Source organism: Shewanella dokdonensis, assembly GCF_018394335.1.
Lineage (GTDB): Bacteria > Pseudomonadota > Gammaproteobacteria > Enterobacterales > Shewanellaceae > Shewanella > Shewanella dokdonensis.
Genome location: NZ_CP074572.1, coordinates 1523873 through 1541372 on the forward strand (window position 1 = coordinate 1523873; position 17500 = coordinate 1541372).

Genomic DNA, 17500 nt, shown 5'->3' on the forward strand with positions numbered 1-17500 from the left:
AGCGTGGCAAAGAATCAACAAAGCTAAGGGTTGTCGGCGGATAACAGCGGTAATTGTTGCTCCAAGATCGCTAAGGGTGCCGGTTTGGCAAAGTAATAACCTTGGATCACATAACAGCCACGACTAAACACTTGCTCCAGTTGCTCTTTGGATTCGACGCCTTCGGCCACTACGCTGAGTTTCAGGTTCCGGGCCAGTTCGATAATACTGCTCACAATGGCTTGGTCGGCATTGTTAGTGGCTATGTCGGTCAAAAACGAGCGATCGATTTTCAAGGAGTTAACCTGGAAATTTCGCAGGTAAGCCAAAGAGGAGTAGCCCGTACCAAAATCGTCAATAGCCACATCAATCTGGTGTTGCCGTAACTGCTGCAAATGCTGCCGCGCAATGTGCAGCTCTTTCATCAATACGCCCTCGGTGATTTCCAGCGTCAAACGCTGTGGCGGCATCCCGGTCTGTCTTAATGTCTGCAACACAAAATCGATAAAATCGGGTTGCCGGAAGTGTACCGCACTGACGTTCACAGAAATACTGAAGTTCTGCTCTTGCAGTTGCTGACACAGCCGTGCCCCATCCGTACACGCCCGCTGCATCACCCAGCGGTCAATATCTACAATCAAGCCACAGCTTTCGGCCACTTTGATAAAGACATCGGGAGGAATAAAACCATCCTGAGGATGACGCCAACGTAATAACGCCTCGGCACCAATACATTTGTCGCCTTGCAACACATCAAACTGCCCCTGATACCAGAGTTCAAATTCGTTATGTTCAATCGCCCGCCGCAAGTCGCCCTCAAGCCGCATGTGGTATAGCGCCTCGACGTTACGTTCGCGGGAGTAATACTGGAAGTTTCCTCGCCCCTGATCTTTCGCGTGGTACATTGCCTGATCGGCGTTTTTAATCAGGTTTTCCGGTTGCTCGGTATCGTCTGGCCAAATACTGATACCGATACTGGTGGAGACAAAAAACTCTCGGCCATAGAAGCTAAATGGTTTAGCAATTTGCGACAACAGCGCATCACACAGGCGATTAATGACATCCACATCGCCGGTATTGACCAGAATGACAAACTCATCCCCCCAAAGCGGCAGATCACTTGCCCGGAGTCCAGCACAGATTGCAAACGGTTGGCGGCTTCGACCAACAGCGCATCGCCCATGCTGTGCCCGTAATAATCATTAACCTGCTTAAAACGATCAAGGTCGAGAAACAACAATGCCAGCTTACTATTGTCTTTACTGGCCTGTGCAATCGCCTGTTCTAAGCGATTGGCAAACAGGCTACGATTGGGCAGCCCAGTCAGCACATCATAATTCGCCAGTTTACGGAGATCGGCCTCTGATTGTTTTCTGTCAGTAATATCTGAAAACACAATGACATAGTGTCTAAGTCGTTGAAAACTATCCTTCATGGCAGAAACATTCAGCCAGACCGGAAAGCTGCTACGATTGCGGCTCATCAATTCGCGTTCACCCGTCCAAGAACTGCCGCCGGCCAACAGCGGCGCAACCGTGGCCGGGCGAGCATCGCCAGAACTCATCACTTCACCAATCTTTTTGCCGGTCATCTCTTGGCGGCTGATCCCCACCAACTTTTCTGCGGCGCGGTTGGCAACTTCAATGAACTCGTCAGCATCGAGGATCAACACCCCTTCGGAGGTGTTTTCAAAGGCGCGGGCCAGCAAACTGACTTCACTTTCTAGCCGTTTGGCGGTTGAAACCTCACTATAAATCCCGGCAACTTTCAGCACAGTTCCGCTTTCAAGATCCCAACTCACCGGGCGCCCGCGGACTTTAATCCAGCCCCAACGACCACTTTGACGTTGATAACGATATTCAGCATCAAAGCTGTCTATCTTGCCTTCCAGTAATTGCTGCCACTGCTGCTCCACCCGAGCCCGATCGTCTGGGTGCATAGGAAAGCCACCAAAACGGACGGTCAATTGTTCGCTATCCATCCCCAGCACGTTCCCGTGATTATCGAGATAGAAACAGTTGTCTTGCCGATGCCATTCCCACAGATCGGAATCACTGCCGCGTAATGACTGCCGTAACCGCTCATCACTATCGGTCAGGGCTTGGTTTACCTGGCGGAAACGCAACACTTGCCGATGCCGATAGATGATGATGCCGATCAATGCCGCCAGTAACGACAACATCCATAAGGCTCTGAACCAACTGGTTTCCCACCAATGGATCTGCACCTCAAACGGGAACACTAGCGGCCGGTTATCCCAAACACCATTTATCTGCCCGAGCACTTCCAAGCTGTAGACGCCGCCCTCAAGCCCGGTTAGGTTGATTTGTGACTGATTTTCCAGCAGTACATAATTGTCCTGCTGCTTAAGTCCGGGCTCTCGTAACCGATACTTGATACTGGTTGCCGCATCATCTAAAAAGTTGCTGTTAGATAGCTGAAAACTGATGAGTTTTGCCCCTGGCGCAATCTGCGCGCCAGCATGAGGCACTATGCTTACGACCGTGTTGTTATCGTAATATACCGACACCGATTCCATCACCACACCGACATCGGTAATACGGTTTTTCATGGCGGGCACATCCAGTAACATCACCCCTTCTGGCGTGCCGACATAGAGTCCTCTGGCCGGATCATAAGATACCGCACCTTCATTGAGTTCTTGCGCTATCCAGCCATCCTTGGGGCCGATAACTAACAGTTCGCCAGTCTGTTTATGCTGCCGAATGATTTTTTCGGGCACCCCACCACGCGGAAATCTTTGGTATCGGTGACAAAATAAACCCCGTCACAATCCACTTGCCAAGCCTGGGTAAGACTGTGTATTTCGGCAGTTTTACTGTTGAACTCCAGCATTCCTTGGCTGCGGGTACCCAGCCAAAAGTGGTCATCATCTATCTGTAGGATCTGGTTCACCATGGTGGTGGTGAGCACGTCATTATCGCGCCCGTGCACCTGCTGAAAATGACCAGAGGCATCGAAATAGCCAAGGAATTTATTACCACCAACCCACAACCGCTGTTGTTTATCGCGATAAAGGCCAAACACAATCAGCCGATTCTGAGTCGTCGCCACTCCCGGCAACGGTACCTGTACAACACTGCCACCTTCAACCCAGTGATATAGGCCATTATTGCTGGCAAACCACCACTCCTTGCCTTCATGGAGGACATTATAAATACTTCTATGCTCTATCGCCCCATCGCTGCTATCGGGCATAAGCAGGCGATGGCCTTGTGCTGAATTTTTATCAAACACAAACAGGCCATTGGTGGTGGACAGTAGCCATTGTTCAGGGTTAATCGCATCGATACGGTAGATACTATCGCTGGGGTCGAGACCTTCCGGTACAAAGCGGTCGGTCACCTTGCTCACCAGATTGACCCGGAATAAGGCACCGTTACTGCCAAGCCATAAATACTGTTGATCGGTGGCCACCGACCAAACGGTGTCAGTATCCAGTTGATATGGGGGAGCGTTGCTGATGCTATCCAATAAAAAGTCAGGTTTTTCAGCCAGAATTGCCAGCGGATTGCCAGTGCCGGCCACCCAGAGCAAGCCATGTTTATCGATCAGCGCTATGTTGGGACTATCGATACCCGCCCGTTGTTTCAGTTGCTCTTTATAGGAAACAACGCGTTGTTCCTGTGGGTAATATTTCAGTAAACCGCCACGGATCACTACCCACAAGTTACCACTGCTATCTTCCGACACCATGCGGCACAGAAACGGGAGTTGCGGCACTACCGAGGTGCGAAGGGTATCGAGATTGAGCCGATATAAACCATCCCGACCAGAAATCCATACCCGTTGCCGGCTGTCCTGATACAGACTGTAGTAACTGCCAGAACTGCTGTTCCACAATTGTCCCTGTATTAATTGCCCCTGTTGGTCATACAGTTGCAGATGCCGATTACTCCCCAGCAATAAGCGGCCATCTTTTAACAATTGCAGACGATTCCAACTGCCATCGTTACTGGCGGGTAGTGTAAATAAGAGTTGCAGATGGGCAGCATCACGGGACAGGCGCCAGAGTTTGCCCTCAGCCGAGAGTAATAACAGATCGCCATTGGGAAATGCGGCCGTCGCTGTCAGCGAACCGCTGTCAAACTCAGGAAATAACTGCTGACTGCCAAAGCGATGAAAGGCGTTTTCATGAATATCGTATAGGTAGGTATTGCGTTCAGTTACCGCCAACAGATGCTGGTGATTCAACTTGGTCACCAACAAAAAGAACTCTTCATCCAGACGAGAATTGGTTTCGTACTTATCGACCCGGCGTACCACATTGTTGCTGACTCGATACAGCCCCTGTTCAGTTGCCAGCCAGACAAAACCATAGTCATCTGTGACCATATCATGGATAGCCGAATTCCCCAGGCCATCCCGGGCAGAGAACACCCGTTGCACCAGCTCTCCACCGAAGGCGCTGGCACTTCCCCACCATAAGCTAAAAAGGCATATTGCAATTACAAAAGTTTGTCTGTTCATTCCTGACTACTGCGACCACATGGAGTTCAACACCAGACTCAGACTGGAACGATAGCATATAAACACAATTTATTTACAAATTCGGCTGCTAGTTTTATCGCAAATCTCTAATAAATAAAAGCCCAGCATAAACGCCGGGCTGTGTATCAACAACGGTAATTTCCGTCGTTGTTATTTTTCTTCTTCGCTTTGGGATTGGGCAGGTCAGTAATAGAACCTTCATAGATTTCCGCCGCCAATCCTACTGATTCGTGCAAGGTTGGGTGAGCATGAATCGTCAACGCAATATCTTCTGCATCACAACCCATTTCAACCGCCAGGCCAATTTCGCCGAGCAATTCACCCGCATTTACCCCAACCAGAGCCCCGCCGATGATACGGTGAGTGTCTTTATCGAAAATCAGCTTGGTCATACCTTCGCTAGCTTCTGAAGCAATCGCACGGCCACTGGCGGCCCAAGGGAATACCGCAGTTTCGTAAGCAATCCCTTGTTCTTTCGCCTGTTTCTCGGTCAGACCAACCCAAGCCACTTCTGGATCTGTGTAGGCGATGGAGGGGATCACTTTCGGGTCGAAGAAGTGTTTCAGACCTGAGATCACTTCCGCCGCCACATGGCCTTCATGCACGCCTTTGTGTGCCAGCATTGGCTGACCAACAATGTCACCCACAGCAAAAATATGTGGCACATTGGTACGCATCTGCTTGTCAACATTGATAAAGCCACGTTCATCAATCTTCACACCGGCTTTGTCGGCATCGATCAATTTACCGTTAGGAGTACGGCCGATAGCCACCAGCACGGCATCATAACGCACGGGTTCGGCTGGTGCGGATTTGCCTTCCATGGTGACGTAAATGCCATCTTTCTTGGCTTCAACAGCAGTCACCTTGGTTTCCAGCATCAGCTTAAATTTCTTACTGATCTGCTTAGTGAAGTTCTTGACGATATCTTTGTCGGCGGCAGGGATCACCTGATCGAACATTTCCACCACTTCAATATCACTGCCCAGCGCAGAATAAACCGTGCCCATTTCCAGCCCAATGATACCGCCGCCCATCACCAGCAGTTTGCCGGGAACTTCTTTCAACTCCAGCGCATCGGTAGAGTCCCAAATCCGCGGGTCTTCATGGGGAATAAATGGCAGTTGGATTGGACGGCTACCCGCAGCAATGATGGCATTGTCAAAATTTACTGTGGTTTTGCTACCGTCTTCGGCGGTGACTTCAATACTGTTCGGGCCAGTGAATTTACCTAAACCATTCACGACCTTCACTTTGCGCATTTTAGACATGCCGCCCAGGCCGCCAGTCAGCTGACCAATCACTTTCTCTTTAAAAGCACGCAGCTTATCAAGATCGAGCTGCGGTTCACCAAAAGTGACACCGTTAGCGGCCATATGTTTGGCTTCTTCAATCACTTTTGCCACATGCAACAGTGCCTTAGAAGGGATACAACCCACATTGAGGCAAACACCGCCAAGAGTGCTGTAACGTTCAACCATCACTGTTTCCAGACCCAGATCCGCTGCACGGAAAGCGGCTGAATAGCCTGCGGGGCCGGCACCTAATACCACAACCTGTGTTTTGATTTCGTTACTCATTTTTTCCTCTGATTTGTTTCAGTCCGTCGGGACGGCCAGCCCAACCTTGGAGCCTTCAGCCACTGTCGCATCTTGAAAGTGGCTGCATTTTAACCTTTAGATGACCGTGATCACAATAAAACATAAGGCTGACCCGGTCGGTCAGCCTCAGTGATTACATAATTAAGGTCCGAATGTCAGACAGGTAACTGGACAGGGTCACGCTAAAGCGTGCGGCCAGCGCACCATCAATCACTCGGTGGTCATACGACAGTGACAGCGGACACATCAGGCGTGGAATAAATTCCTTACCGTTCCACTTAGGTTTGAACTCAGATTTAGAAACGCCAAGAATTGCCACATCTGGATAGTTAACGATTGGCGTAAACGCAGTACCGCCAATGCCGCCCAAACTAGAAATGGTAAAACAGCTGCCCTGCATATCTGCGGCTTTCAGTTTACCTTCTCGAGCCTTAACTGAGATCTCTGCCAGTTCCTGACTTAACTCCACAATGCCTTTTTTGTCTACATCACGGAACACCGGCACCACTAGGCCATTGGGCGTATCAACCGCCACCCCAATGTGGTAGTACTTTTTCTGGATCAGCGATTCGCCATCAGGACTCAGACTGGAGTTGAACGTTGGGAAATCCTGCAAGGTTTTCGCCACCGCTTTCATCATAAACACCAGCGGTGTGAACTTGATATTCTGCTTTTTCTTGGCAGCCAGTTCATTCTGCTGTTTCCGGAAGGTTTCCAGCTCGGTGATATCGGCTTCGTCGAATTGTGTCACATGGGGAATTGTCACCCAGTTACGATGCAGATTAGGGCCAGAGATCTTCTGAATGCGTGTCAGTGGCACTTCCACCACTTCACCAAACTTACTGAAATCCACTTTAGGCGCATCAATCACCTGCAAGCCATTACCACCACCAACGGCGGTTGCCGCCGAGGCTTTGGGTCGTGACAATTCATAGCGGACATAAGCCTGCACATCTTCTTTCTGGATCCGGCCTTTACGACCTGAGCCTTTCACCTGTGATAGATCCACGCCAAATTCGCGCGCCAAGCGGCGTACTGAAGGCGATGCGAACACCACGCCAGTGGTTGGCTGCACACCAGCACTTGGATGATATGGCACAGGCGGGCGGCTCGGTTGTGCAGCAGCCACGGGAGCCGCTGTGGCAGCAGGAGCTTCAACCTGTGGTGCTGGAGCTGCAACTGCGGCTACGCCTTGCACTTCTACCTTGGCAATAACGCTGCCTTCAGAGACTTTATCGCCAACTTTAACGATAAGTTCAGTCACCTTACCGGCAACTGGCGCAGGCACTTCCATGGTGGCTTTATCGCTTTCCAGGGTAATCAAGCCCTGGTCAACACTGATTTCATCACCCACGTTTACCAGCAGTTCAATCACATCAACATCGCTAGAACCACCGATATCCGGTACTTTAATTTCCTGTACGGCAGCAACGGCTGGCGCGGCGGCCACTGGGGCAGCTACAGGTGCTGCTGGGGCAGCAGCTACCGCAGCGGGTGCGGCTGTAGTACCACCGGCAACTTCCAGTAACAGGATCAATGAACCTTCAGAAACCTTATCACCTACTTTGATTTTAAGTGACTTCACCACGCCAGCTTGCGGCGCGGGCACATCCATAGTGGCTTTGTCGGTTTCCAAGGTGATCAGGCCAGCATCGGCGTCGATGCTATCGCCTTCGTGCACCAGCACTTCAATCACATCGACATCTTTGGCATCGCCAATATCGGGCACGGTCACTTCAATCACCTGACTTGTGCCAGTGGCCACCGGCGCGGCCGCTTTAGGTGCTTCGGCTGGTACCGGTGCAGCCTTGGGCGCTTCAGCTTTGGCTGCTGCTTTATCGGCTGGTGGCTGAGGAGCCGCTGCCGCAGCTTCCGCTGACAGCAACGCAATCAGTGTGCCTTCAGACACCTTGTCACCAAGCGCCACTTTCAGTTCTTTCAGTACCCCGGCAAACGGAGCCGGAATATCCATGGTGGCCTTGTCGCTTTCTACCGTAATGATGGCATCTTCGGCAGCGAGACTATCGCCTACATGGGCGCAGATCTCAATCACCTGCACCTCACCACCGCCAATATCGGGCACCAGTACTTCTTTTAAATCTGCCATTCTGTTTCCCTCTTACGCGAACAGTGGGTTGATCTTATCGGTATCAATACCGTACTCAGCGATTGCTTTAGTCAATACATCAACGGGCAATTCACCACGATCTACCAAGGATTTCAGCGCCGCAATCACAATGTAAGTGGCATCCACTTCAAAGTGATGACGCAGGTTAGCGCGGCTGTCGCTACGGCCGAAGCCATCGGTACCCAATACCTTGTAGTCAGTTGGCACATAGCCGCGTAACTGTTCACCATAAAGTTTCATGTAATCACTGGCGGCGATGGCTGGCGCATCTTTGCCAAGCACTTTAGCAACATATGGCACTTTCGGGGTTGCAGTCGGATGCAGCATATTCCAGCGTTCACAATCCTGACCATCACGTGCTAGTTCGTTAAAGCTGGTCACACTGAATACATCGGCGCTAACGCCATAATCTTTGGCCAGTGCCTGTGCGGCTTTGCGTACCTGTTCCAGAATAGTGCCACAGCCCATTAGCTGTACTTTGCCTTTACCAGAACCCGCTACGCTTTCCAGCTTGTAGATACCTTTAACAATCCCTTCTTCCACGCCAGCAGGCATTTCCGGCTGTACGTAGTTTTCGTTCATGGTGGTCAGGTAGTAGAAGATATCTTCCTGATTTTCACCGTACATACGGCGGATACCATCCTGTACGATAACCGCGATTTCGTAACCGTATGTCGGGTCATAACTGATACAGCTTGGTATGGTGTTAGCCAACACATGGCTGTGACCATCCTGATGCTGCAAGCCTTCACCATTAAGAGTGGTGCGGCCAGAAGTACCGCCCACCAGGAAACCACGGGCACGTAGGTCGCCAGCAGCCCAGGCCAAATCACCGATACGCTGGAAGCCGAACATAGAGTAGTAGATATAGAACGGGATCATCGGGGTGTCGTTGACAGAATAGCTGGTCGCCGCCGATACCCATGACGCCATGGCGCCCAGTTCATTAATCCCTTCCTGCAATACCTGACCAGACTTATCTTCACGGTAGTAAGCCACCTGGTCTTTATCCTGCGGCACGTATTTCTGCCCTTCGTGAGCATAAATCCCCACCTGACGGAACAGACCTTCCATACCAAAGGTACGGGCTTCGTCTGGAATGATAGGCACTATGCTCTTACCTATGCCTTTGTCTTTCAGCAATGCGGTCAACACCCGCACAAAGGCCATAGTGGTAGAGATTTCACGGCCATTAGAGCCGCTCAGCACTGAATCAAAAATCTTCAGTGATGGAATATCCTGCGCCTGGGTAAATTTCTGGCGACGAGATGGCAGATAGCCACCCAGAGCTTCGCGGCGAGCCTTGAGATATTTCACTTCTTCGGAATCTGGGCCTGGGTGATAGAAAGGCACTTCATCCAGTTTGTCGTCAGGGATTGGAATATTGAAACGGTCGCGGAAGTAACGGATGGACTCAACATCCATCTTCTTCACGTTGTGGGCAATATTCTTACCTTCACCGGCATCCCCTAAACCATAACCTTTCACGGTTTTAGCGAGGATTACCGTTGGGCGACCTTTGGTGTTTTTAGCGTGCTGCAATGCCGCATAAATTTTCACCGGATCGTGACCACCACGGTTCAAACGCCAGATGTCATCGTCTGACATGTTCGCAACCATTTCGGCAGTCTCTGGATATTTGCCGAAGAAGTGTTCACGGGTCCAGGCACCGCCTTTGGCTTTACAGTTTTGGTATTCACCATCCACGGTTTCTTCCATCAACTGCAACAGCTTACCGCTGGTATCGCGGGCTAACAGCGGATCCCAGTAGCGACCCCAAATCACCTTGACCACTTCCCAGCCAGCGCCGCGGAATTCACCTTCCAGTTCCTGAATGATCTTGCCGTTACCACGCACCGGCCCGTCCAGACGTTGCAGGTTACAGTTGATAATAAACACCAGATTATCCAGTTCTTCACGGGCCGCCAGACCGATAGCACCCAGTGCTTCTGGCTCGTCCACTTCACCATCACCGAGGAAACAGTAAACGGTTTGTTCAGAACAATCTTTAATGCCACGGTCGGTCAGATACTTGAGGAAGCGCGCCTGATAAATCGCCTGGATTGGCCCCAGCCCCATAGAAACAGTGGGGAACTGCCAGTAGTTAGGCATCAATTTAGGATGAGGATAGGAAGACAAGCCCTTGCCATCCACTTCCTGGCGGAAGTTGGCCAGTTGCTCTTCGCTCAAGCGGCCTTCAAGGAAAGAACGGGAGTAAATCCCTGGCGCAATGTGCCCCTGAAAATACACCAGGTCGCCGCCGTCTTTGTCATTAGGGGCGCGGAAGAAATGGTTAAAGCACACATCATAGATAGTGGCACTGGAAGCAAAGCTGGAAATATGCCCCCAAGTTCCAGATCCTTCTTTGAACCATGTATCACCATAGCTAACGCGTTCCAGCGGATAATCGCACGGATACGGCGTTCCAGGCCCTGATCGCCCGGCATCTGCGGTTCCTGACCCGCAGGAATGGTGTTTACATAGGCGGTAGTGGCTGTGTACGGCAAATAAGTACCGTTACGGCGTGCCTTATCAATCAGTTTTTCCAGCAGGAAATGCGCCCGCTCTGGACCTTCCTGCTCTAACACCGCTTGCAGGGCGTCAAGCCACTCCTGAGTCTCAATTGGATCCAAGTCTTGTAGCATATTTTCAGACATGACACTGTCCTTATCTATACATGATAAAAAAGTAATGATTACGGTGTCCACGGCGCCCAAAACGCCCGGATTACACACCGCTCTTCATACGGCGTAGGCTGCGCTGCAACCGACTGTCTTCTTCCCTTACCGACAGCATGACTTCCTCTATATAGCTTAAGTGGTCATTGGATGCTTCACGCGCGGCTTCAGGATCACGACGAACGATAGCGGCAAGCAAAGCCCGCCGGTGCTCGTTAGCCTTAGGGGTGGCTTCTTCGCGTCGGCTCAGAAGCTCCAGGTTTTCGGCTACATTTTTGTGCAGCACAGAAGTTAAACTCAGTACCAGATGCAGCATCGCCATATTGTGCGAGGCTTCCGCTACCGTCCGGTAAAAATCAACAATGGCATTAGCCTGTTCGGTTATCCCTGTGGATTTCTCTACCCGTAAGATACAGTCCTGCAAATTCTGCATATCTGTATCGGTACCGCGCAAGGCGGCAAAGTAGGCCATCATCCCTTCAGTAGCATGACGAAACTCCAACAAGTCATATTGGCTTTCGCGGTCATTCTGCATCAGCTCCACAATGGGGTCAGCCATGCTTTGCCACAACTGCTGTTTGACATAAGTGCCACCGCCTTGACGACGTAACAACAAGCCTTTGGCTTCAAGCTTTTGAATGGCTTCTCTGAGGGAGGGACGGGAAACTTCGAACTGCAATGCCAATTCACGTTCAGGAGGGAGTTTTTGACCAGGCTTTAAGCTGCCTTCAAGAATCATCTGCTCCAGTTGATTCATGATAACGTCAGATATTTTTGGCTGACTGATTTTGCTATAAGCCATGATGGGCACTCAGCTCCATATTGTAAATTGGTCTTACCAATTATTCCGGGTGAGCGCACTTTAACAAATCACATTTTCAATGTCTAGACAGTGATCTGTGTCAACTAAACCCACAATATGTGAGCATACCCTAAATAACAAGGGTTTGGACAGCAGCCATTAGCCGAAAGTCTAATAGTCGCTACCAGATTATTTTTGCTTTTACCGCAATATCTCATCGGCCCGGTTCATAAAACGTGTCAACTGACATGGCTTCTTTATAAGGGTTAAGGGCCAACATTACCTGACAAAGCCAAAAATGGTCAGCAGCGACAATATTGTCAACAGCAGCACAAAATTACGTTTACTCAACGCCAGCAAAGCAATAGTGGAGCGTACGCATACTGGCGCGGTACTTTCCTCGGGCATCACTTCTGCCGCCACCGCCACATCGGTGATGATCCTGCGAGGCCGACTACGCCAGTCCAGCGCCAGTTCGCGCCAACGACTAAAACCCGCAGAGAACTGGCCACTAAACACATAGCCCAGCGCTACCAGTCTTACGGGTAGCCAATCCAGTACATATAACAGGTTGGGTAACAAAGGCCATTGCATCCCCTGCCGCTTTCGCTCCTCTGCGAAAAAACGCACGGTACAGTAAAACACCACACCAACCGGCCCAAACACCACCAAAAACAGTGCCACCGCAGCGTAATAACGGTAATTGATCCAGGCAGCCATCTGCCCAACTCGCGCCCCAAGTTCCTTGTCACTGACAGCATCCAAGCAATCAGTACAATCCAGCTCTCCTGCATACAGATAACAGGCTTCAACATCGCCGCGACAGGCCGCCTGCATATAGCGCTTAAACACCGCGCGCTGGTGCTGATGAGAAAAACAGACAGTTGCAAAAATTACCCAAATGACCAGCGTTGGCAACCCAAACAGCTGATCGCGGATCACCCATAACAGCACGGCCAAGGCCACGGTTGGGAACAGCAACGCCAGCCACATCCCGGCCATGGATTGCAGCAGGTTGTGAGTAAAAAAATGCCGCTGATACCAGCGCAGTCCGTTGTCCAGTTGTAGCACATCAGGCAACAACTTAAGCCGTTCGATGATGATCGCAACCAACAGGGAAAACAGTGCCATGTGTCTCTCCAGATCCGTTTTCGAAGCACTTTAGAAGCACTTTAACTGTATAGCGGGGTTTTCATCGTGTGAAAATTTGCCACAACCAGAACCGCCCTGCCGCCAATGAAACGCTGATGTTGCTAGAGTGCCGTTAAATATCGTTGCCAGTCAAACCCGCTACCCGGATCGGTCTTGCGTCCGGGCGCAATATCGCTATGGCCCACAATCCGCGCCTTGACAATCTTAGGATAACAGTTCATCAGGCTGCGACTAAGCTGCTGCAACTGCTGATACTGTGCGTCAGAAAAACCAGAAGTATCAGTGCCTTCTAGCTCTATTCCTACCGCAAAATCATTGCAGCCAGTGCGGCCTTCAAAGCTGGAAACGCCAGCATGCCAGGCTCGCTCATCACAAGACACAAACTGCACCAGTTCGCCATCTCGGCGGATCAGAAAATGTGCTGACACTTCTAACCCGTGCAAATCAGCAAAACTGGCATCCGCCTGGCAGTCAAGCGTGCCAAGAAATAACTGTTCAATATAAGGCCACCCAAAACATCCGGCCGGTAAGCTGATATTGTGGATAACCAACAGGCTCACTTCCGACTGCGGCCGCGCATTAAAGTGAGGCGATGGACTTTTTCTGGCGGGACGATACCAGCCATCAAACCAATCTTTATCCACCATGCTTGTTCTGTACCTGTCCTGTATCAATAAGTTAGCAAATATAACGCGCAAGCAGTATATAACAGCCTAAGGCCCACGGCGAGCAACCGCTCACTAGCCGCCAAACCCCACATTTGTCCACGGTTAGCAGCTGAAAATCAGCACTTGAATATGCTACGCTTGCAGCCATCATCCATGAGTTACTTGCAGGATTTTCCCATGTTGGAAAACGATATTCGCGTCAGTGTTAAAGCCGCACTTGATGAAGACCTCGGCCATCTCAGCGCCAGTGAAGGCGACATCACCGCCCAGCTAATCCCCGCAGAACAGTATGGCGAAGCCGTGCTCATCACCCGCGAAGAAGGGGTGTTCTGCGGTAAAGCTTGGGCCGAACAGGTGTTCAAACAACTCGGAGGGGATGTGGTGCTGCACTGGCATGTGGACGATGGCGATCTGCTGCTGCCCAACCAGAAGCTTTGCGATCTATCTGGCCCCGCCAGAACCTTGCTAACCGGCGAGCGTACTGCCATGAATTTTATCCAAACGCTCTCCGGTGTCGCCTCGCTGACCAAAATCTACAGCGACAAACTGGCTGGCACGCACTGCCAATTGCTCGATACCCGTAAAACCCTGCCGGGATTACGCACCGCGCAAAAATATGCGGTCACTTGCGGTGGCGGTAAGAATCATCGCATCGGGTTGTTTGATGCATTCCTGATTAAAGAAAACCACATCATGGCCTGCGGTAGCATTGCCAAAGCCATCAATCGCGCCAGATCCTTACAGCCCGATAAAGCTGTAGAAGTCGAAGTGGAAAATCTCGATGAGCTGCAACAGGCACTGACTGCACAAGCCGATATCATCATGCTGGATAACTTCAATATCAGCGACATGCTAATGGCCGTTAGCCTCAATCGCCAACAGTTTGCCCAGCACGCCAAAGCCGCCAAATTGGAGGTTTCTGGCAACGTCACCCTAGAAACCATTGCCACTATTGCCAACACTGGTGTGGATTATATTTCGGTAGGGGCGCTGACCAAGCATGTCCGCGCGTTGGATCTGTCCATGCGCTTTAAGGCGCAACCATAATTCGCCAAGGCTTGAGCCAGCAACAGCCATCGGGCTCAAGCCTCATTATCCCGCCTAGAAAATTTAACATTTTATAAACATTAATTTTTTGACACTAGCATACCCCTTGACGCTCAGCCATTAATCGCCAATTTAACGACAGTAACCCTGCTGTAACATGGCTCACAAGCAACAGAAAATTCATAAAAAAACCTAAAAAATCTGCTTAGGCCATTTTCATTCGTTTCACAATGTACTAACTTTTAGCTGTGGCGAGATGGCCATTATGGCCGGCTGCCCACGGACGAGAAGCATCTTGGTAAATTGGCAGCAGTATGTCTAATGTTTATCTGCTTAACATTAATCAAACAATTTTCCGGGGAGTTTTTAAAGTTTTTGGGCAGTGAGTTAGCCCCATAACGGCACTGATGTAACAGTGCTAAATTAACGGCCAAAGTGACACTCAACAACACAATTTTTGCTGCTGCAAGCAGTCACTGTGTTTAACGGTAACAACTTGGCTACAGGAGAAATCGCTAATATTAGCGATAATCAGGGATGAGTGCTCCGCATGACTCATGCATACCAGGCTCAGTACATGTTGTGGGAAACCGTACTCAGCCACCGTAACAACGGGCAATGCCATCGTCAGGTAGTCAAGTAAGCGATCGTTAAGCAACAGGTTTGAACACAGTGTTTCGTGTCAAGCAGAGAACACTCTGAACCCGATGGAACGCTGTGGCACAAACATCAGTGATGCCGCAACAGTATTAACGGAGAGAGCTATGAAAAGTATTAAACGCAACACTAAAGGCTTCACCCTCATCGAATTGATGATCGTGGTGGCCATCATCGCAATTTTGGCGGCTATTGCACTGCCAGCATATCAAGACTATGTCGGTCGTTCACAAGCGGCAGAATCTTTGGTTTTAGCAGACTCAGCAAAAGTATCGATTGCCGATTATTATACACAGAATGGAACATATCCAGGAGCGGCTACTACACCAACAAATGATGCTTTGGCTGCAACAGGTAAATATAGCGCTCTAACAGTCGGCGATGGTGACGGTAAAATTTCTGTAAAAATGAATGCTACTGGTGTTTCGAAAGATTTGCAGGGCAAAACAGTGACGCTAAGCCCTTCTGTTGCCAACGGAGCTTTCAAGTGGACCTGTACAACGGATTTCACTAATACAAATATGAATCCTGCTGGTTGTAACTAGAAGATAGTTTGATGCCAACAACTGGTCTCCACCTCGGATTATCAACGCTGTTTATCCGTAAAGGTCTGCTGGATGAAAGCCGACTCGCGGAGGCCATCGCTCAATCCCGCAAGCACAAACAGTCACTGGTCACCACCTTGGTGGCCAGTAAACTGTTATCGGCGCGTACCATTGCCGAGCTGTGTTACGAAGAATACGGCACGCCGCTGCTGGATTTAGCCGAGTTTGACGTTAGCAGCATTCCGGAAGAATTTTTAAACCGTAAACTGATTGATAAACACCGCTGCTTACCGCTGTTTAAACGCGGCAACCGTTTGTATATTGCCACCTCAGACCCCACCAATATTGCCGCTTTGGAAGAGTTCCAATTTAGCGCCGGCTTACATGCCGAAGCGATTTTGGTGGAGGAAGACAAACTCGCCAAAGCGCTCGACAAGATACTGGAAGAGGATATCAGCGCGCTGGATCTCAGTGGCATTGATGAAAATGCCCTCGCGGGGATTGAAGTTACCGACACCGATAAACGCCAGGACGATGCAGCAGAAAGCGCTGATGATGCGCCGATAGTTATCTATATCAACAAAATTCTTACCGATGCCATCCGCAAAGGCGCATCGGACTTACATTTTGAACCTTACGAAAAACGCTACCGCATCCGGTTTCGCATTGACGGCATATTGCACGAAGTCTCTGAACCGCCCATCAACCTAGCATCCCGGATCTCGGCCCGCTTGAAGGTAATGTCGAAACTGGATATTGCCGAGCGGCGGGTGCCGCAGGATGGCCGCATCAAGATGAAGCTGTCGCGCAATAAGAGCATCGATTTTCGTGTCAGCACCCTGCCCACGCTTTGGGGCGAAAAGATAGTAATGCGTATCCTCGATTCCTCTTCCGCCCAGTTAGGGATTGAAAAGCTCGGCTACGAAGAGGATCAAAAACAGGCCTATCTGGAGATGTTATCACGGCCACAGGGGATGATCCTGGTCACCGGCCCCACAGGTTCTGGTAAAACCGTGTCGCTTTATACCGGGTTGAATATCCTCAATACCGAAGAGCGCAACATCTCCACCGCCGAAGACCCGGTAGAAATTAACCTCGAAGGGGTCAACCAAGTCCATATCAATATTAAAGCCGGGCTGACCTTTGCCTCGGCGTTGCGCTCGTTTCTGCGTCAAGACCCTGATGTGGTGATGGTAGGGGAAATCCGTGACCTGGAAACCGCTGAAATTGCTATCAAGGCCGCCCAGACCGGCCACTTAGTCTTATCGACCCTGCATACTAACTCTTCTGCGGAGACCCTCACCCGTTTGCTCAACATGGGTGTGCCTGGTTATAACATCGCCAGTTCGGTGAATCTGATCATTGCGCAGCGGCTGGCGCGGCGTTTATGTGTCGAGTGTCGCCAAGCAGAAGATATTCCTGAGCATGAGCTGTTAAAGTTAGGTTTCAGTCAGGAACAGATAGCCACAGGCTTTACCGTGTATAAACCCTGTGGTTGTGAACACTGCTCTGGCGGTTACAAAGGGCGGGTGGGGATCTATGAAGTGATGAAGATGTCCGACGAAATTGCCCGGATCATCATGGAAGGTGGCAATTCATTACAGATTGCCCGCATGGCCAAGGAACAGGGGATGCGCGATCTACGCCAATCCGGTTTACTGAAAGTAGTTGAAGGTGTGACCAGTATTGCCGAAATTAACCGTGTGACCAGCTACTAAGCAACTCACGGCG

The 17500-nt window shown here is 50.4% G+C and carries 11 protein-coding genes and 1 pseudogene; 3 read left to right on the forward strand and 9 right to left on the reverse strand.

The features are described 5' to 3' along the window. Window positions 1–23: 23 nt before the first annotated feature. The 9 genes and pseudogenes from KHX94_RS20340 to ampD form a co-directional block, all read right to left on the reverse strand. A complete protein-coding gene (locus KHX94_RS20340) occupies window positions 24–1013 on the reverse strand; it encodes a putative bifunctional diguanylate cyclase/phosphodiesterase (protein ID WP_425314049.1) in 990 nt (329 codons plus the stop codon). Further along, complete coding sequence (locus tag KHX94_RS20345) at window positions 905–2722, reverse strand: diguanylate cyclase domain-containing protein (protein ID WP_425314050.1); 1818 nt, start codon at window positions 2720–2722, stop codon at window positions 905–907. The genes KHX94_RS20340 and KHX94_RS20345 overlap by 109 nt, the downstream gene beginning before the upstream one ends. Then, window positions 2674–4470 carry a ligand-binding sensor domain-containing protein gene (locus KHX94_RS20350; RefSeq protein ID WP_244859372.1) on the reverse strand — a complete coding sequence of 599 codons (1797 nt, stop codon included), beginning with the start codon at window positions 4468–4470 and terminating at the stop codon, window positions 2674–2676. The genes KHX94_RS20345 and KHX94_RS20350 overlap by 49 nt, the downstream gene beginning before the upstream one ends. 146 nt (window positions 4471–4616) lie before the next feature. Then, a complete protein-coding gene (gene lpdA / locus KHX94_RS07265) occupies window positions 4617–6071 on the reverse strand; it encodes a dihydrolipoyl dehydrogenase (RefSeq protein WP_213682916.1) in 1455 nt (484 codons plus the stop codon). 154 nt (window positions 6072–6225) lie between these two features. Next, window positions 6226–8199, reverse strand: a complete 1974-nt coding sequence (gene aceF, locus KHX94_RS07270) for a dihydrolipoyllysine-residue acetyltransferase (RefSeq protein WP_213682917.1) — start codon at window positions 8197–8199, stop codon at window positions 6226–6228. A 12-nt stretch (window positions 8200–8211) separates the two neighbouring features. Then, a pseudogene (aceE, locus tag KHX94_RS07275) lies at window positions 8212–10877 on the reverse strand (pyruvate dehydrogenase (acetyl-transferring), homodimeric type). Between the two features lie 70 nt (window positions 10878–10947). Further along, window positions 10948–11700 carry a pyruvate dehydrogenase complex transcriptional repressor PdhR gene (gene pdhR / locus KHX94_RS07280; protein ID WP_213682918.1) on the reverse strand — a complete coding sequence of 251 codons (753 nt, stop codon included), beginning with the start codon at window positions 11698–11700 and terminating at the stop codon, window positions 10948–10950. Between the two features lie 279 nt (window positions 11701–11979). Beyond that, on the reverse strand, window positions 11980–12831 hold the full coding sequence (gene ampE / locus KHX94_RS07285; protein WP_213682919.1) for a beta-lactamase regulator AmpE: 852 nt from the start codon (window positions 12829–12831) through the stop codon (window positions 11980–11982). Window positions 12832–12953: 122 nt separating this feature from the next. Then, the gene (gene ampD, locus KHX94_RS07290) at window positions 12954–13499 is read right to left on the reverse strand and encodes a 1,6-anhydro-N-acetylmuramyl-L-alanine amidase AmpD (protein WP_213682920.1); all 546 of its coding nucleotides are present in this window, start codon (window positions 13497–13499) and stop codon (window positions 12954–12956) included. A gap of 198 nt (window positions 13500–13697) precedes the next feature. On the opposite strand from ampD, the gene nadC reads away from it, so the two are divergent. From nadC to pilB, 3 genes are all read left to right on the forward strand, one after another. Continuing rightward, complete coding sequence (gene nadC, locus KHX94_RS07295) at window positions 13698–14567, forward strand: carboxylating nicotinate-nucleotide diphosphorylase (protein ID WP_213683366.1); 870 nt, start codon at window positions 13698–13700, stop codon at window positions 14565–14567. Between the two features lie 764 nt (window positions 14568–15331). Further along, a complete protein-coding gene (locus KHX94_RS07300; RefSeq protein WP_213682921.1) occupies window positions 15332–15769 on the forward strand; it encodes a pilin in 438 nt (145 codons plus the stop codon). An 11-nt stretch (window positions 15770–15780) separates the two neighbouring features. After that, complete coding sequence (gene pilB / locus KHX94_RS07305; RefSeq protein WP_213682922.1) at window positions 15781–17487, forward strand: type IV-A pilus assembly ATPase PilB; 1707 nt, start codon at window positions 15781–15783, stop codon at window positions 17485–17487. Window positions 17488–17500 lie beyond the last annotated feature (13 nt).